Origin of the sequence: Cystobacter fuscus, assembly GCF_002305875.1 — a bacterium.
GTDB lineage: Bacteria > Myxococcota > Myxococcia > Myxococcales > Myxococcaceae > Cystobacter > Cystobacter fuscus_A.
Genome location: NZ_CP022098.1, coordinates 7,139,729 through 7,159,531 on the forward strand (window position 1 = coordinate 7,139,729; position 19,803 = coordinate 7,159,531).

The window sequence follows — 19,803 nt, forward strand, 5'->3', positions numbered from 1 at the left end:
GCTGGACGCACTGGACCTCATCCCGCACCGCTGCTGGACCGGCCCTGCCTCCATGGGGCAAGGTAACGCCTGATCAGGAACGATTTCGAGAAGCCGAAAAGGATGTGGCATGTCTGAAAGCCGCTTTTTCCGATTTTCCCGTTGGGACATCCTGAACGTCGCGGTCATTCCTTTACATACGGCGATCTATCTCACGCTCGCGTATGAGTACAAAAGGCTGTCCCCGGTCGCGCTCGTGGCCTTGATCCCGGTGCTGTTCGCGATGTCACTGCAGAACGGTGGCGCGAACCACAACCACTACCACACGCCGTTCTTCCGGGCGCGCTGGCTGAACGTGGCCACCAGCATGGGCTTCTCCATGGGGGGCAATCCAAAGACAATCTACAATCTGGCCCATGGGCTTCACCATGCCACCGTGGGCGAATGGAACGACGCCTCCGTCCTCGCCATCCTCGGTGTCAAGCGGCCGCTCCACCAGCAACTCCTCGCGTACGTGACGTTCGTGTTCGAGTCCCTCGGCGCGAAGTATCTGATCCTCCTGATCCTCCTCAAGCGATGGCCCGTCGAGCGCCTGGCCGCGTTCGCGGCGCCCAAGACTCCGGAATCGGCGCTCCACATCTTCAAACGGATGCAGGACCCCACCGTCCGCCGGGCCGTGATGCTCGATGTCGCGGCCTGGGCTGGCTTCCGCCTGGTGCTGTGCTTGATCGATTGGCGGTTCTTCTTCTTCTATTTCCTCCCGGTGACCTATCTCATCGGCGCGCTGCGCCAGGCCGAAAACTACATCCAGCACTGGGGTGCGACCGATCCCAGCGACAAGAAGCGGGACTCGGTCAGCTGCTACGGAACCCTGTACAACCTGCTGACGTTCAACCTCGGCTACCACCAGGAACATCACCTGCGCCCGGCGGTCCACTGGCTGAAGCTCCCGGCCTTGACCGCGGAGCTTCCGGCGGATCGGCGGATCGTTCCGCTGATCCACTACGTCAACCTGCCAATCTTCTACCCGGAGGTGGCCGCTGGGCTCGCGGCGAAGCGAGCCCAGGGCCAGGCGCTCACGGTGCCCGAAGGAGTCGTCGGAGCGACGGGCCTGCCGAACGAAGCATCGAGTAGTGATCCCCAGGCACCGGCTCGATCGTGACGGCGCCCTGAATCCAGTCGGCCCACGGATGCGCGGAGCCTGAGTTCTCGGGACGCAGCAGGACGAGGTCGCTGGCCAGCCTCTGGGAGGGGCGGTACGTCACCAGCGCGCGGCGGTTCGCTTCGAACACCGCCACGCGCGCGTTCAGTTGCTCCGTCGTCAGCTCGAGCGGGACCAGGCCCTCCTTCCGGGCGGCCTGGAGCGCGATCGCCTCCCGATCCTCGTGGGCGATGAGCTGGCGGATCTCGTCCGCCGTCCACGGCAGCGGTGTTCCGCGCGAGCGCGCGAGGTCGGCGAGGTACTCGCCCAACGGCCAGTGCTGGTCACGGGCCTCGGCGTGAGCCTCGGGTGAGGACGGATCGAGCAGGACCAGGAGATCCACGCGCTGCCCCAACGCCACGAGCTGGCGGGCCATCTCGAACGCGACGACACCGCCCATCGACCAGCCGCCGAGCCGGAAGGGGCCTTCCGGCTGAACCTCGCGCATCTCCTTGATGTACTGCGAGGCCATCGCCTCCACGGTGTCGAGCGGCCCCTCCGCACCGTCCAAGCCTCTCGCCTGGAACGCGTACACGGCCTGTTCGTCGGACAGCTGGCGTGCGAGTGCCATGTACGGCGAGACACCGCCGCCCACCGCGTGAACGAGGAACAGGGGCCGCTGGGGACCCGAACGAAGCTCGATGGGATTCGTCGTGGAGTCAGGCTCGGGCAGCGCGTCCATCCGCGCCACCAGGCTCGCGGGCGTTGGAGCCTCGAACAGATCCTTGATGGAAAGCCGGCCTCCGAGTTCCCGGATGATGCGCGCCATGAGCTGCGCCGCGAGCAGCGAGTGGCCCCCCAGATCGAAGAAGTTGTCCTGCATCCCGACGTGCTCGACCTTCAACACCTCCTGCCAGATGCGCACGAGCGACCTTTCGGTCGAAGTGCTCGGAGTCACGTAGTTGGTGACGGGGCTGGTGGGTTCGGGGGCGGGCAGCGCCTTGCGATCCACCTTGCCGCTGGGCGTCAGGGGCAGGGCCTCCAGCACGACGAAGGCCGAGGGCACCATGTACTCGGGCAACTTCTCGTGGAGGCGCGAGCGCAGGGCACCCACCTCCACCGCCTCCGGGCCACCTCGCGCCACCACGTAGGCCACCAGCCGCTTGTCACCGGTGGCCCCCTCTCGCGCGACCACCACCGCCTGCTGCACGGCGGGGTGCTGCTCCAGCGTCGCCTCGATCTCGCCCAGCTCGATGCGCAGGCCGCGCACCTTCACCTGGAAGTCGGCGCGCCCCAGGTACTCGATGTTGCCGTCCGGCAACCAGCGGGCCACGTCACCCGTGCGGTACAGCCGCGCCCCCGGCGTGTCGCCGAAGGCATCCGGGATGAAGCGCTCGGCCGTCAGCTCCGGCCGGGCGAAATAGCCGCGCCCCACCTGCACCCCCCCGATGAACAGCTCCCCGGGCACGCCGAGGGGAACCGGCCGCAGGTGCGCATCCAGCAGGCGGATCTGCGTATTGGCCAGGGGCCGGCCAATGGGCACCGAGCGCCGCGGCTCGTCCGGCACGCACGTGTACCAGGTGACGTCCACGGCGGCCTCGGTGGGGCCGTAGAGGTTGTGCAGCCCGGCCCAGGGCAGCCGCCGCTGGCAACGCTCGGCGAGTTCCAGCGGCAGGGCCTCGCCACTGATCACCATGCGTCGCAGTGAGGTGCACTGCTCCACCGAGGGCTCCTCCAGGAAGACCTGGAGCATGGAGGGCACGAAATGCACGGTGGTGATGCCGGTCTCGGCGATGAGCCGCGCCAGGTAGGCGGGCTCCTGGTGTCCACGCGGCCGCGCGATGACGAGCCGCGCGCCCGTCATCAGCGGCCAGAAGAACTCCCAGACGGACACGTCGAAGCTGAAGGGGGTCTTCTGGAGGACGATGTCACCCGGCCGCAGATCGAACGTCTGCTGCATCCACAACAGCCGGTTCACCACCCCGCGGTGGGCATTCATGGCGCCCTTCGGCCTGCCGGTGGAGCCGGAGGTGAAGATGACATAGGCCAGGGCGTCGGCGGTGGCGAGCGGCGGCGGCGCATGCCGTGGCTGGAAGGCGACCTCGTCCCACCGTGTGTCCAGGCAGAGCAGCCGGGCTTCATGGGGCGGCAGGCGCGGCAGCAGCCGCTCCTGGGCCAGCAACACCCCGGGACGCGCGTCCTCGAGCATCCAGGTCAGTCGCTGCGCCGGATGGTCGGGGTCGAGCGGAACATAGGCTCCACCCGCCTTCAGCGTGGCGAGCAGGGCCACCACCATCTCCAGGGAGCGCTCCAGGAAGAGGCCCACGCGCACCTCCGGGCCCACGCCCCACGAGCGCAGGTGCCACGCGAGCTGATTGGCTCGCGCGTCGAGCTGCCGATAGGTGAGGTGCTCGTCACCGAAGACGAGTGCCACCGCGTCCGGCGTGCGCTCCACCTGGGCTTCGATGAACGTGTGGAGGCAGGCGTCACGCGGGTAGTCGGCCCGCGCCCCGTTCCACCCGGTGAGGATCTGCTGGCGCTCTTCCGCGACGAGGAGGGGGAGCTCGGAGAGGCGCACGTCGGGGTGGGCGACAGCACCTTCGAGGAGCGTATGAAGGTGGGCCAGCAGGCGGGAGATGGTGGATGCGTCGAAGAGGGCGGAGCAGTACTCGGCGGTGAGGTGGAACCCGTCGGGCTGCTCGGCGACGATGAGGGTGAGATCGAACTTGGCGGTGCCACCCTCCACCGGCAGGGGCTCCACGAGGAGTCCTGGGAGGTGGGCGGCGGGAAGCGGCGCGTTCTGAAGCGTGAACATCACCTGGAACACGGGCGAGCGGCTCATGTCCCGAGGCACGTTGAGCGCCTCCACCACCTTCTCGAAGGGCAGATCCTGGTGGGCGTAGGCCCCCAGCGTCGCCTCCTTCACCCGCCCCACCAACTGCGCGAAGCTCGGCTCACCCGACAAATCCGTGCGCAGCGCCAGCGTGTTCACGAAGAAGCCAATCAACGGCTCCGTCTCCGCCCGCGTGCGGTTGGCGATGGGCGTGCCCACCACCACTTCCCGCTGGTTGCTGTAGCGGCCCAGCAGCACCGAGAACGCCGACAGCAACGTCATGAACGGGGTGGCGCCTAGCTTCTGGCTCAGCGCGTCGAGTCCCGCTGACAGTTCCTGGCCCAGCGCTCGCTTGAGGCTGGCTCCGTTGAACGTCTGCACGGGCGGACGCGGCTTGTCCGTCGGCAGCTCCAACGCCGTCGGCGCCCCCTCCAGGTGCCTCTTCCAGTACCCCACCTGCCTGTCCAGCTCCGCTCCCGACAGCCATCCCCTCTGCCACACCGCGTAGTCCGTGTACTGGATGGCCAGCGGCTCCAGAGGCGAGGGTCGGCCCTGGGCGAACGCCTCGTACAGCTCCATCACCTCGCGCACCAACACGCCCAGCGACCACGCGTCGCTCACGATGTGATGCATCGTGAAGAGCAGCACGTGCTCCTGCTCCGACACCTCCAGCAGGCGCGCTCTCACCAACGGCCCGTTCTTCAAGTCGAACGGCGTCTTCGCCTCGCGCTCCGCCTCGGCCCTCACCCGGGCCCGTGGGTCCGCCACTCCGCGCAAGTCCTCTCGTACCAGGCCTCCCAGCGGCTCCTGGTGCGGCACGACCACCACCCTGCCCTCCCCATCCTGGGCGAACGTCGTCCGCAGCGACTCGTGCCGGCTCATCACCTCCCACAAGCTCCTCGCCAGTGCGTCGGCCTCCAGCTTCCCTTCCAGCCGCAGCGCCGCCGGGATGTTGTATGCCGCGCCCCCCGGCTCCAGCTGATCCAGGAACCACAGGCGCTCCTGGGCGAACGACGCCGGCACCGGGCCCCCGCTGGCCGCCCCCGCGACAATCGGCGGGGCCACGGTGCTCCCCGCCCCCTCGCTCTCGAGCCGCGTCGCGAGCTGCTCCACCGTGGGTGCCTCGAAGAGCGCACGCAGCTCCAGCTCGATGCCCAGCGTCTTGCGAATCCGGGATACCACCTGCGTCGCGAGCAACGAGTGGCCTCCCAACTCGAAGAAGTTGTCGTGGACTCCCACCCGCTCGACCTTCAGCACCTCCTGCCAGACGCGAGCGAGTGACACCTCTCCCGGCGTCCTCGGCGCCACATACTCACTCGCCAGGCCCGCCTCATCCGGCATCGGCAACGCCCGCCGGTCGATCTTCCCGCTGGGCGTCAGCGGCATCCGCTCCAACACCGCGAACGCGCTCGGCACCATGTACTCCGGCAGCCGCTGCTTCAACCCCTCGCGCAGCTCCGAGATCTGCAGCGACACGCCCGGCTTCGGGACGACATACCCGACCAGTTGCTTCAGCCCCGGCCTGTCCTCTCTCGCCACCACCGTGGCCGTGCCGACCGAGTCGATTGCCATGAGGGCGGCTTCGACCTCCGCGAGCTCGATGCGGAAGCCTCGCACCTTCACCTGATGGTCGGAGCGCCCGAGGAACTCGATGCTGCCATCGGGCAGGTACCGCGCCACGTCTCCCGTCCGGTACATGCGCGCGCCAGGCGCCTCGCTGAACGGGTTCGGCAGGAAGCGGTCGGCGGTCAAATCCCCTCGCTGCCAGTAGCACCGCGCCAGGTGCACGCCCGCGATGTACAAGTCTCCGCGCACGCCAACGGGCACCGGCTCCAGGTGACCGTCCAGCACGTACATCTGCGTGTTGAAGAGGGGCTTTCCAATCGGCGGCAGCTTGGGCCACTGCGTCGGGTCGCCCTCGAGTCGATGCCCGGTGACGAAGTGCGTCTCGGTGGGGCCATACTGGTTGTGCAGCAGCGAGCCCGGCAACTGCCGGAACAGCCCCACCACCTCGGGCGTCACCTGCAATTGCTCGCCTCCGCAGACGACCTCCCGCAGGTACGTCCGCGAGGCCCTCTCCCCCGCGGCCTCGGCGATACCCCGCAGCGCCACGAAGGGAATGAAGATTCGCGCCACCTCGTCCCGCACCAGCACGTCCACCAGACGGCGCGGGTCCCGGCGCGTCTCCTCGCTCACGAGCACGAGCGTGCCGCCCGCCGCCCACGTCGAGAGCATCTCGTCGAAGGAGACGTCGAAGCTCAGCGGGGAGAACTGCAGGGTGCGGTCCCCCGGGCCCAGCTTCGACTCGGTGAGCTGCCATTGCACGAGGTTCGTCAGCGTCTCATGGGTGAGCGCCGCCCCCTTCGGACGTCCCGTCGAGCCCGACGTGTACAGCACGTAGCACAGCCCCGAGGTGTCCACCTGCAGGGGGAGATCCGCGTCGGACTCGCGCCACACCTCGGCGCAGTCATCCAGGCAGATGATGTGCGCATCGCTTCCCTCCACCCGCTCGCGGAGCGACGTCTGCGTCACGAGCACCGGCGCGCGCGCATCCTCCGCCATGAAGCGCAGCCGCTCGGCGGGATAGGTCGGATCCAGCGGAACATAGGCCGCGCCCGCCTTGAGGATTCCAAGCACCGCGATGGGGACCTCGAGCGACCGTTCGAGGCACATGCCCACGAGCGAGTGCGGAGTGACGCCAAGCTTCTGGAGGTAGCGGGCCAGCTGATTCGAGCGACGGTGCAGCTGCGCGTACGTCATCGACTTCTCGTCGAAGATCGCGGCGAGCACCTCGGGGAAGCGATGCGCCGCCTCTTCGAAGAGCGCGTGCACCGGAAGGTTCCGGAAGTCTGTCGCCGTCGCGTTCCACTCGCCGACAATCTTGCGCCGTTCTTCCCTGGACAGGAGCGGCACGGCGTACACGGACGTGTCGGAACGGACCAGGACGCCTTCGATGAACCTTTCGAAGTGGCTCGCGAGGCTCTCGATGAAGGATGGCTCGAAGAGGTCCGAGTTGAACTCCCAATGGGTGGCGTACCCGGCCCGGGTGGGCGCGATGTAGAGCATCAGATCGAACTTCGACGTGCCGGAGTCGGCGTGAAGCGGGCTCACCCGGAGCTCTGGAAGCGCGAAGTCGGTCTCCGATGCATTCTGAAGCGTGAACATCACCTGGAACACGGGCGAGCGGCTCATGTCCCGAGGCACGTTGAGCGCCTCCACCACCTTCTCGAAGGGCAGATCCTGGTGGGCGTAGGCCCCCAGCGTCGCCTCCTTCACCCGCCCCACCAACTGCGCGAAGCTCGGCTCGCCCGACAAATCCGTGCGCAGCGCCAGCGTGTTCGCGAAGAAGCCAATCAACGGCTCCGTCTCCGCTCGCGTGCGGTTGGCGATGGGCGTACCCACCACCACCTCCCGCTGGTTGCTGTAGCGGCCCAGCAGCACCGAGAACGCCGACAGCAACGTCATGAACGGGGTGGCGCCCAGCTTCTGGCTCAGCGCGTCGATGCCCGCTGACAGCTCCTGGCCCAGCGCTCGCTTGAGGCTCGCTCCGTTGAACGTCTGCACGGGTGGACGCGGCTTGTCCGTCGGTAGCTCCAGCGCCGCTGGTGCCCCCTCCAGGTGTCTCTTCCAGTACCCCACCTGCCTGTCCAGCTCCGCTCCCGACAACCACCTCCTCTGCCACACCGCGTAGTCCGCGTACTGGATGGCCAGCGGCTCGAGCGGCGAGGCACGGCCCTGGGCGAACGCCTCGTACAGCTCCATCACCTCGCGCACCAGCACGCCCAGCGACCACGCGTCGCTCACGATGTGATGCATCGTGAAGAGCAGCACGTGCTCCTGCTCCGACACCTCCAGCAGGCGTGCTCTCACCAGCGGTCCGTTCTTCAAGTCGAACGGCGTCTTCGCCTCGCGCTCCACCTCGGCCCTCACCCGGGCTTGTAGGTCCGCCACGCCGCGCAGGTCCTCGCGCCCCAGGCTTCCCAGCGGCTCCTGGCGCAGCACGGATACCACCCTGCCCTCCCCATCCTGGGCGAACGTCGTCCGCAGCGACTCGTGCCGGCTCATCACCTCCCACAAGCTCCTCGCCAGTGCGTCCGCCTCCAGCTTTCCTTCCAGTCGCAGCGCCGCCGGGATGTTGTACACCGCGCTCCCTGGCCCCAGCTGATCCAGGAACCACAGGCGCTCCTGGGCGAACGACGCCGGCACCGGGCCCCCGCTGGCCGCCTCCGCGACAATCGGTGGAGGTGCGGCATGCGCAACCGTCATCTCCAGACGCGCCGCGAGTTGCTCCACCGTGGGTGCCTCGAAGAGCGCACGCAGCTCCAGCTCGATGCCCAGCGTCTTGCGAATCCGGGACACCACCTGCGTCGCGAGCAGCGAGTGGCCTCCCAACTCGAAGAAGTTGTCGTGGACTCCCACCCGCTCGACCTTCAGCACCTCCTGCCAGACACGCGCGAGTGACACTTCGCCCGGCGTCCTCGGCGCCACATACTCATTCGCCAGACCCACCTCATCCGGCATCGGCAACGCCCGCCGATCGATCTTCCCGTTCGGCGTCAGCGGCAGCGCCTCGAGAAACACGATGACGCTCGGCACCATGTATTCCGGCAGCTGCCGCCGCAGGTGCGCCTGCAATTCCCTCGCATCGGCCCCGTCCGGCCGCGACGAAACCACATAGCCCACGATGTACTTGTTTCCCGGCACGTCCTCGCGAACCAGCACGGCCGCGTGCCGCACCGCCTCGTGGTCCCGGAGCGCGGTCTCGATCTCACCCAGCTCGATGCGGAAGCCACGCACCTTCACCTGATGGTCGGTGCGCCCCAGATACTCCAGGACGCCCTCGCGTAAGCGCACGAGATCGCCGGTGCGGTACATGCGCGCACCGGGCACGGAGCCGAAGGGGTTGGGGACGAAGCGCTCGGCGGTCAGGTCCGGGCGGCCCAGATAGCCACGCGCCAGTCCCGCACCCGAGATGAAGAGTTCGCCAGGCACGCCCAGGGGTACCGGTCGCAGGTGCGAGTCCAGGACGTAGATCCGCACGTTGAGCAGCGGTCCGCCCAGCGAGGGCCGTGTGCCCGGCTGGACGGCGAAGGCCGTCGCGTCGACGGTGCACTCGGTGGGGCCGTAGACGTTGAAGGTGCGCGTGTGCTCGGAGGCGGCCAGCGTCTGCCAGGTGGCCTCATCCAGGGCCTCGCCGCCAGGTACCAACAGGGAGGGCGCGGCGGGACCTTCCAGCAGACCCGCCTGGAGCATCAGCCGCAACAGCGAGGGCGTGCAGTCCACCGCATCCACCCGGTACCGCCGCAGCCACGTCACCATCGCCTCCGGATCCTGACGGATGGCGTCGGGGACAATGCACAGGCAGTGACCGTCGAGCAACTGGACGAGCTGCTTGACGGAGCCGTCGAAGGCCAGGGGCGCATTGACGGTCACGCGGGAACCCGCGCGCAGGCCGGCGTAGACGCTCCGTCGCAAGGCGCGGTGGAGGTTGAGCACCGAGCGGTGCTGCACCATGACGCCCTTGGGCGTGCCGGTGGAACCAGACGTGTAGATGACGTAGGCGAGATGGTCGGGCGAAGCAGCCGGTGCCAGATCTCGCGTGGGCATCGTGCTCAAGGCCCCCGCGGCATCATCGAGGTACAGCACGTGAGTACCGGCCAGCGACCAGCTCGACACGAGCCGCCGGTGCGTGAGCAGGACGGTGGCGGCGCAGTCCTGGATCGTGAAGGACTGGCGCTGGACGGGCCAGGCCGGATCCAGCGGAACGTAGGCGCCGCCCGCCTTCATCACTCCGAGCAGCGCGACGACCATGTCCACGGAGCGCTCGAAACAGAGGGCAACACGGACGTCGGGTCCGACACCCAGCGAGCGCAAGTGCCAGGCGAGCTGGTTGGCGCGGGCATTGAGCTCGGAGAACGAGAGCACCGAGTCCTCGAAGCGCACCGCGGGCGCGTCCGGGACCAGGGCGGCCCGCTGCTCGAAGGCGAGGTGGAAGCAGGAGTCGGGAACAGCCTCCGCGCCGGTGTCGTTCCAGGCGCGCAGCAGCAGCCGCTGCTCCTCGGGTGTCAGCAGGGGCAACGCGGACAGGCGCAGATCCGGCTGGGAGGTGATGGCCTCCAGCAGCACCTCGAAGTGCCGCGCCATGCGGCTGGCGGTGGCCGGCGAGAACAGCTCGGCGCTGTACCGGAGTGTGCCGAGGAAACCGTCCGGAGACTCGTCGAGCATGAGGGAGAGCTCGAACTTGACGGTGGTCGCGTCCGGCTGCGCCAGGGGGTGCAGGGACAACGTGTCCAGGGCCAGGGCCCGCACCGGCTCGTTCTGCAGCGCGAAGAAGGCCTGGAAGAGCGGAGAGCGGCTCAGGTCGCGCCGGGGCTGGAGCTCCTCGACGAGCTTCTCGAAGGGGACGTCCTGGTGCTCGAAGGCACCGAGGGTGGACTCGCGCACCCGCGCGAGGAACTGGCGGAAGGTGTGCTGGCCGTCCATGCGAGCACGGAGCACGAGGGTGTTGACGAAGAAGCCGATGAGTCCCTCGGTCTCCGCATGACGACGGCCAGCGATGGGCGAGCCGACGAGGACGTCATCCTGCCCGCTGTAGCGCGAGAGCAACAGTTGGAAGGCCGCCAACAGCAGCATGAAGGGCGTGGCCCCCTCACGTTGGGCCAGGCGCTCGAGGGCGTTACTCAGCTCGCGAGACAGGCGCACTGGCACGGTGGCCCCACGGGTGGAGAGCACCGGGGGACGAGGGAAGTCGGTGGGCAGCTCCAGCGCATGAGGAGCACCGAGGAGTTGCTGCTTCCACCAATCCACCTGCTGGGCAAGCACCTCGCCCCGCAACCACTCGCGCTGCCAGAGGGAGTAGTCGGCGTACTGGACAGGTAGAGGAGGCAACCGGGGCGCACTCCCGGAGACGAAGCCCGCGTAGAGTGCCGCCACCTCCCGCACCAGCACGCCCATGGACCAGCCGTCCGAGATGATGTGGTGCATCGCCACCAGCAGCACGTGCCGCGTGCCCGACAGACGCAACAGCGTGGCGCGCAGCATCGGGCCCGCCGCGAGGTTGAAGGGGCGTTGCGCCTCCTCTTCGGCCAGTCGCCGCACCGCTCCTTCCCGCTCGTGCTCCGCCAGGGCCCCGAGCTCCACCCGTGGCAGGGCGAAGGCGCCCGCGGCGCGGATGACCTGGTGCGGCTCGCCTCCCTCGGACTGGAACACCGTGCGCAGTGCCTCATGGCGCTCCACCAGGGCACCCAGCGCGCGCTCCAGTGCCTCCACCTCCAGCGCGCCCTCCAGCCGCACCGCGCCGGCCAGGGTGTACACGCTCCCGCCGGGCTCCAACTGCTCCAGGAACCACAAGCGCTGCTGGGCGAAGGACAGCGGCAACTTGCCGGTGCGCGGCTGGGGCACCAGGGGCCGTGCCACCGCGCTCCGCGGCGCCGCGTCGATTCGCTCCGCCTGGGCCGCCAGAATGGAGGCCTCGAACAGCACCCTCAGCGGCAGCTCCACCTGGAAGGCCCCACGCAGCCGCGAGGCCAGCTGCGTGGCCAGCAGGGAGTGGCCTCCCAACTCGAAGAAGTCGTCTCCGGCCCCCACCCGCTCCAGTCCCAACAGCTCCCGCCAGAGGGCGGCCAGGGTTTCCTGCGTGCCCGGTCGCGGCGCGATGAAGGCCTTCTCCTCCGCGTGGGCTCCCGGTACCGGCAGGGCCTTCCTGTCCACCTTGCCGTTGGGCGTCAGCGGCAGTGCCTCGAGCGTCATGAAGACGGAGGGCACCATCGCCTCGGGCAGTCGCTGCCGGGCGAAGGCACGCAGCTCCGTGGTGCCCAGCTCCTGTCCACTCCGCGCTACCACGTACGCCACCAGCCACGCCGAGCCGGACGAGTCCTGCCTGGCGGCCACCACCACCTCGCGCACCGACGGGTGGAGCGCCAGCGCCGCCTCCACCTCTCCCAGCTCGATGCGGAAGCCTCGCACCTTCACCTGGTTGTCGGCCCGGCCGATGAACTCCACCGTGCCATCCGCCTTCCAGCGCGCCAGGTCTCCCGTGCGGTACATCCTCGCCCCGGGCTCTCCCCCCAGCGGCTCGGGTACGAAACGCTCCGCGGTGAGCTCCGGCCGGGCCAGGTAGCCCCGCGCGACGCCATCCCCCGCGATGTACAACTCCCCGGGAACGCCCACGGGCACTGGCTGCAAGTACTTGTCCAGGAGGTACAGCCGCGTATTGGCCACCGGCGTGCCGATGGACACCGTGCCTTCCTCGGTTTCCCGCACGCGGTGGGTGGTGGACCAGACCGTCGTCTCCGTGGGGCCATACATGTTCAACAGCCCACCCGGCACGAGCTGGTGGAGCTGCCGCGCCAGGGGCACCGGCAGTGCCTCACCGCCCACCAACATCATCCGCAGCCCCTTGAGCGCCTCGGCCGCCTCGGGCACCAGGGCCAACACCCGCGCCAGCGAGGGCGTGCACTGCAGGTGGGTGGCGCGCTGCTCCCGCAGCCTCGCCGCCAGTGCCAGCACGTCCAGCATCTCGTCCTGCAGCACCACCTGGAAGCCCCGTGTCAGCGTCCACAACAGCTCGAGCACGGAGATGTCGAAGGAGATGCTGGTGACCGCCAGCCACACACCGGGCGTGCTGCCCAGGCGCTCATCCATCGCCTCGAAGAAGTTGAGCACATTGCGCTGCTCGATGAGCACGCCCTTGGGCCGCCCCGTCGAGCCCGACGTGTAGAGCGCATAGGCGAGTGTCTCCGGACCCACCGCCGGGTGCGGCGGGCGCGGCTCGGCTCCCACCGGTACCGACTCCAGCACCGACTCCAGCAGCACCGTGCGCACGTTCATCGCCGGCAACGTCCCGGCCACCCGTCCCTGTGTCACCACCACCCGGGCCCCGGAGTCCTCCAGCACGTAGCCCAGCCGCTCCCTCGGGTACGCCGGATCCAACGGCAGGTAGGCACCCCCCGCTCCCAGGATGCCCAGCAACCCCACCACCAGCTCCAATGAGCGCTGGGCGTACAAGCCCACCACGCTCTCCGGCCCCACGCCCAACTCCTTCAGGTGCCACGCCAGCTGGCGGGCTCGCTGCTGCAACTCCCGGTAGGTGAGGTGCTCGTCGCCCGACACCACCGCGATGGCCTCTGGCGTGCGGGCCGCCTGGGCCTCGAAGAGCTGGTGGATGCTCGCCGCCGGAGACACCTGCCTGCGTGTGTCGTTCCAGTCAACCAGCAGCCGCTGGCGCTCAGCCGTCGTCAGCAGCGGCAGCGTGGACAGGCGCTGCTCCGGAGCCGCCACCGCGGCCTCCAGCAACGTGCCCAGGTGCTCCACCAGCCGCGCCGCCGTCCCCGTGTCGAACAGGTCCGTGTTGTATTCCAGCGTGCCCCCGAACCCCTCCGCCGTTTCAGTCAGGGAGAAGCTCAGATCGAACTTCGCGGTGTGCCGCTCCACCTCCAACGGTCGAAGGGTCAGCCCCGGCAGGCTCTGCTCCGCCTGGAAGTCCTCGTGCAGTTCCAGCATCACCTGGAACAGCGGCGAGTGGCCCCGGCTGCGGACTGGCCGCAGTTCCTCCACGAGCTTCTCGAAGGGAATGTCCTGGTGGGCGTAGGCGCCCAGGGTGACGTCACGAACCTCCTGGAGCAGATCGAGGAAGGAAGAGCCAGTGGAGATGCGGGCGCGGAGGACCAGGGTGTTGACGAAGAAGCCGATCAGGCCCTCGATCTCGGAACGGTTGCGGCCAGCGATGGGCGTGCCCACGCAGAGGTCGTCCTGGCCCGAGTAGCGGTGCAGCAGCGCCTGGAAGGCGGCCATCAGCACCATGAAGGGCGTGGCGCCGTGCTTCTGGCCGAAGGACTTCAGGGCGTCGGACAGGGTCCTCGAGAGGCGGACTGGCAGCATGGCGCCGCGCAAGGACTGGATCGCGGGGCGCGGCCGGTCGGTGGGGAGGTTCAGGAGCTGTGGCGCCCCAGCGAGCTGCTGCTTCCAGTACTCGAGCTGGACCTGGAGCACCTCGCCCCGCAGCCACTCGCGCTGCCAGAGGGAGTAGTCGGCGTACTGGACAGGTAGAGGAGGCAGCCGGGGCGCACTCCCGGAGACGAAGCCCGCGTAGAGTGCCGCCACCTCCCGCACCAGCACGCCCATGGACCAGCCGTCCGAGATGATGTGGTGCATCGCCACCAGCAGCACGTGCCGCGTGCCCGACAGGCGCAGCAGCGTGGCGCGCAGCAGGGGGCCCGCCGCGAGGTTGAAGGGGCGTTGCGCCTCCTCTTCGGCCAGTCGCCGCACCGCTCCTTCCCGCTCGTGCTCCGCCAGGGCCCCGAGCTCCACCCGTGGCAGGGTGAAGGCGCCCGCGGCGCGGATGACCTGGTGCGGCTCGCCTCCCTCGGACTGGAACACCGTGCGCAGTGCCTCATGGCGCTCCACCAGGGCACCCAGCGCGCGCTCCAGCGCCTCCACCTCCAGCGTGCCCTCCAGCCGCACCGCTCCGGCCAGGGTGTACACGCTCCCGCCGGGCTCCAACTGCTCCAGGAACCACAAGCGCTGCTGGGCGAAGGACAGCGGCAACTTGCCGGTACGCGGCTGGGGCACCAGGGGCCGTGCCAACGCGCTCCGCGGAGCCGCGTCGATTCGCTCCGCCTGGGCCGCCAGGTTGGAGGCCTCGAACAGCACCCTCAGCGGCAACTCCACCTGGAAGGCCCCACGCAGTCGCGAGGCCAGCTGCGTGGCCAGCAGGGAGTGGCCTCCCAACTCGAAGAAGTCGTCTCCGGCCCCCACCCGCTCCAGTCCCAACAGCTCCCGCCAGAGGGCGGCCAGGGTTTCCTGCGTGCCCGGTCGCGGCGCGATGAAGGCCTTCTCCTCCGCGTGGGCTCCCGGTACCGGCAGGGCCTTCCTGTCCACCTTGCCGTTGGGCGTCAGCGGCAGTGCCTCGAGCGTCATGAAGACGGAGGGCACCATCGCCTCGGGCAGTCGCTGCCGGGCGAAGGCGCGCAGCTCCGCGGTGCCCAGCTCCTGTCCACTCCGCGCCACCACGTACGCCACCAGCCACGCCGAGCCGGACGAGTCCTGCCTGGCGGCCACCACCACCTCGCGCACCGACGGGTGGAGCGCCAGCGCCGCCTCCACCTCTCCCAGCTCGATGCGGAAGCCTCGCACCTTCACCTGGTTGTCGGCCCGGCCGATGAATTCCACCGTGCCATCCGCCTTCCAGCGCGCCAAGTCTCCCGTGCGGTACATCCTCGCCCCGGGCTCGCCGCCCAGCGGCTCGGGGACGAAACGCTCCGCGGTGAGCTCCGGCCGGGCCAGGTAACCCCGCGCGACGCCGTCCCCCGCGATGTACAACTCCCCGGCGATGCCCACCGGCACCGGCTGCTGGTGCCTGTCCAGGATGTACAGCCGCGTGTTGGCCACGGGCGTCCCGATGGACACCGTGCCCTCCTCGCTTTCCCTCACGCGGTGGGTGGTGGACCAGACCGTCGTCTCCGTGGGTCCATACATGTTCAACAGCCCACCCGGCACGAGCTGGTGGAGCTGCCGTGCCAGGGGCACCGGCAGTGCCTCACCGCCCACCAACATCATCCGCAATCCCTTGAGCGCCGCGGCCGCCTCGGGCACCAGGGCCAACGCCCGCGCCAGCGAGGGCGTGCACTGCAGGTGGGTGGCGTGCTGCTCCCGCAGCCTCGCCGCCAGTGCCGGCACGTCCAACACCTCGTCCTGCAGCACCACCTGGAAGCCCCGCGTCAGCGTCCACAACAGCTCGAGCACGGAGATGTCGAAGGAGATGCTGGTGACCGCCAGCCACACGCCGGGTGCGCTGCCCAGGCGCTCATCCATCGCCTCGAAGAAGTTGAGCACGCTGCGCTGCTCGATGAGCACGCCCTTGGGCCTGCCCGTCGAGCCCGACGTGTAGAGCGCATAGGCGAGTGTCTCCGGACCCACCGCCGGGTGCGGCGGGCGCGACCCGGTTCCCACCGGTACCGACTCCAGCAGCACCGTGCGCACGCCCACTGCTGGCAGCGTCCCAGCCACCCGTCCCTGCGTCACCACCACCCGGGCTCCGGAGTCCTCCAGCACGTAGCCCAACCGCTCCCTCGGGTACGCCGGATCCAACGGCAGGTAGGCACCCCCCGCTCCCAGGATGCCCAGCAACCCCACCACCAGCTCCAGTGAGCGCGGGGCGTACAAGCCCACCACGCTCTCCGGCCCCACGCCCAGCTCCTTCAGGTGCCACGCCAGCTGGCGGGCTCGCTGCTGCAACTCCCGGTAGGTGAGGTGCTCGTCACCCGACACCACCGCGACAGCCTCCGGCGTCCGGGCCGCCTGGGCCTCGAAGAGCTGGTGGATGCTCGCCGCCGGAGACACCTGCCTGCGCGTGTCGTTCCAGTCAACCAGCAGCCGCTGGCGCTCGTCCGCCGTCAACAGCGGCAGCGTGGACAGGCGCCGCTCCGGAGCCGCCACCGCGGCCTCCAGCAACGTGCCCAGGTGCTCCACCAGCCGCGCCGCCGTCCCCGCGTCGAACAGGTCCGTGTTGTATTCCAGCGTGCCCCCGAACCCCTCCGCCGTTTCGGCGAGGGAGAGGGTCAGCTCGAACTTGGCTGTCCCGGTCTCCACGTCGAGCGTCCGCAAGGAGAGCCCCTGCATCTGGAGCTCCGACAGCGGATCCTGCTGGAAGGCGAGCATGACCTGGAACAGCGGCGAGTGAGCCAGATCCCGCTCTGGCCGCAGCTCTTCCACCAGCCGTTCGAAGGGCACGTCCTGGTGGGCATAGGCCCCCAGCGTCGCCTCGCGCACCCGGCCGAGCAGCTCACGGAAGCTGGGATCACCGGACAGGCTCGTGCGAAGGACGAGGGTGTTGACGAAGATGCCGACCAGCCCCTCCAGACCCGCCCGGCCCCGACCCGCGACGGGCGTGCCCACGCTGACGTCTTCCTGACCAGACCAGCGCGACAGCACCGCCTGGAAACCCGCCAGCAGCAGCATGAAGGGTGTCACGCCCTCTCGCCGGCCCAGGGCCAGGAGTGCCTCCGAGAGCGCCCGCGACAACCGGACGGGGATGCTCGCGCCCCCATGCGTCTCCACTGCGGGACGCGGACGATCCGTCGGGAGCGCCAGGACCCTGGGCGCGCCATCGAGCTGCCGGCGCCAGTACGCCAGGTGCTCTCCCAGGCCCTCGGACCACCGCGCGTCCCGCTGCCACCGAGCGTAGTCCACGTATTGGAGGGTGGGCTCCGGAAGCGGAGAGGGACGACCCGCGAGCATGGCCTCGTACAGCGCGGCGAGCTCCCGGACGAGCACGCCCATCGACCAGCCATCCGCGATGATGTGGTGCACCACCATCAGCAGCAGGTGCTCGCGCTCGTCCAGGCGGAAGAGGCTGACGCGCAGCAGGGGACCCTGGCTCAACGTGAAGGGCCTCCGCGCCTCCTCGCCAGCCCGGCGCAGCAGCTCCGCCTCCCGAGCGGTCGCGGGGAGCGCGGTGAGATCCACCCGCGCCAGAGGCAATGGCCGCTCGGGCAGGACGCGCTGCACGGGCCCATCCCCTCCTACCTCGATGCACGTCCTCAGCGCGCCATGCCGCCGCGTCAGCTCCTCCAAGCCCTGCGTCAATGCCTGTTCATCGAGCGGCCCCTGCATCCGGAGCGCCGCGGGGATGTTGTAGAACGGGCTCCCTGGCGCGAGCTGCTCCAGGAACCACAGCCGCTGCTGGGCGAACGACAGCGGCGCCGGCTGTTCGAGTGAGGTGGGGATCAGCGCGTGCGGTCGCTCGCGCGAGCCCGCCGCGCGCAGGTTCGACAGCTGTCGCGCCAGCTCCGCCAGGCTGGGCGCCTCGAGCAGGGCGGACATCGGCATCGCGAGGCCCAGCTCACGCTCGATCTCGTGGGCCAGCTCCGCGGAGGCGAGGGAGTCCAGCCCCTGACGGGTGAGAGGCTCCGCCGGATCCAGGGACTCCGGGCGGACCCGGAGTCGCGCGGCGACCTGCTCCGTCAGCCAGCCCTGGAGCTCTTCCGTGCTCGCGTCCGCCGTGAGCACGCGCACCGGGGCGTCGGCGGCGGGCCCGGGGCTCTCGGTTCGCGTCCAGCTCAGCACCTGCCGCAGCGTCCCGTCTCGGAAGCCGGCCCGGCAGGCATGGCGCTGGATCTTCCCACTGGAGGTCTTGGGAATGCTTCCGGGCTCGAGCAGCACCAGCCCGTGCAGAGGCGCGTCATGCTCCTCGGCCACGCGCTTGCGGACGATCTCCACGATCTCGTCCGGAGCGCTGGGTTGCTGGCGCGGGTCGATCTCCTGAACGACGACGAGCTGCTCTTCTCCATCCACCTCGATCGCGAACGCCGCACCGCACCCGGGCCTCAGCGCCGGGTGGCTCCGCTCCACCGTCAGCTCGATGTCCTGCGGATAGTGGTTCCGTCCGCGGATGATGATGAGATCCTTGCTCCGGCCGGTGACGAACAGCTCCGCGCCGGAGAGGAACCCCAGGTCCCCGGTGCGCAGGAACGGCCCCTCGCCTCCCACCAGCCGTGCCCCGAAGGCGCGCTCGGTCTCTTCGGGCTTGCGCCAGTAGCCCTGGGCCACGCTCGCCCCCCTCACCCAGATCTCGCCCACCGTGCCAGGAGGGCAGCGCGTCAGCGTTTCGGGATGGACGACGGCGAGTTCCTGATCCAGCAGGCGCTGGCCACAACCCACCAGGGTGCGAGCCCCGACCTCCCCGGGCCGCGCCGCGTCCGCCCGGTTGCGCTCCAGCGCCTTGGCGTCCACCGTGTTCAGGATGGGCACCTCCGCCGGATTTCCGCCCGAGACGATGAGCGTTGCCTCGGCCAGGCCATAGCAGGGGTAGAAGCTCTCCCGGCGGAAGCCGCAGGGACCAAAGGCCTCGGTGAAGCGGTCCAGGGTCTCCGGGCGGATGGGCTCCGCGCCGCTGAAGGCCAGCTCCCAGCTGCTCAGGTCCAACGAGCGGCGCTGCTCCGGGGAGATCTTCCGCACGCACAGGTCATAGGCGAAGTTGGGCCCTCCGCTGATGGTGGCCTCGAAGCGCGAGATGGCCTCGAGCCAACGAAATGGCTGTTTGAGGAACGTCAGCGGCGACATCAGCGTGACCGGGAACGCGCCATAGATCGGCTGGAGGATGCCGCCGATGAGGCCCATGTCGTGGTAGGGCGGCAGCCAGATGACCCCGGAGCTTCCAGGGCGGACCTGGAAGGCGTGGGAGATCAACTCCAGGTTGTGCAACAGATTGCCGTGGGTGAGCATCACCCCCTTGGGCGTCCCCGTGGAGCCCGAGGTGTACTGGAGGAAGGCGAGGGTCCGCGTTGCCACCTCCGGCCGGCGCCAGGAGTCCTCGGTCCCGGCGGGCAGCTCATCCGAGGCCATCCAGCGCAGTTCCTTGAAGTCCGGCGCCTGCTCGAAGAACAGCTCCGACAGGGAAAGAATGCCGGAGGTGGTGAGCACCACGGTGGCCTGGGCATCCTGGACGATGGCGCGCAGCCGCGGCAGGGTGCGCTCGAGCCGCATCGGATCCGGCGGATAGGCCGGGACCGCGATCGCCCCGGCGTAGAGACACCCGAAGAAGCCCGCGATGTACTCGAGCCCGGGCGGATAGAGCAGGAGGACGCGCTCCCCCTGCGCGCCCATGGCTTGAAGCGCCGCCGCGATTCGCCGCGCACGCCGGTCCAACTCACCACCACCGAGCAGCTCGTCCTCGCCCTCGGACTCTCCAAGGAAGGTGAGCAGGGGCCGCTCACCTTTCTCGAGGGCAGCCTGCTGAAGGACATCGATGAGCGAGACAGGAGAAGGACGAGACGAAACAGTCATTGGATGAAGGGCCCGGCAACCAAAGAATTCGAGAGCATCCGCCAAGGGCCAATCCCTCGGATCGGCT

The 19,803-nt window shown here is 69.3% G+C and carries 2 protein-coding genes; one reads left to right on the forward strand and one right to left on the reverse strand.

The window, feature by feature from the left end; genetic code table 11:
• The first annotated feature begins 109 nt into the window (after positions 1–109).
• Complete coding sequence (locus tag CYFUS_RS29075; RefSeq protein WP_095988188.1) at positions 110–1,141, forward strand: fatty acid desaturase family protein; 1,032 nt, start codon at positions 110–112, stop codon at positions 1,139–1,141.
• On the opposite strand, the gene CYFUS_RS29080 is transcribed toward CYFUS_RS29075, so the two are convergent.
• On the reverse strand, positions 1,056–19,736 hold the full coding sequence (locus CYFUS_RS29080) for a non-ribosomal peptide synthase/polyketide synthase (protein ID WP_095988189.1): 18,681 nt from the start codon (positions 19,734–19,736) through the stop codon (positions 1,056–1,058). The genes CYFUS_RS29075 and CYFUS_RS29080 overlap by 86 nt on opposite strands.
• Between the last annotated feature and the right edge of the window lie 67 nt (positions 19,737–19,803).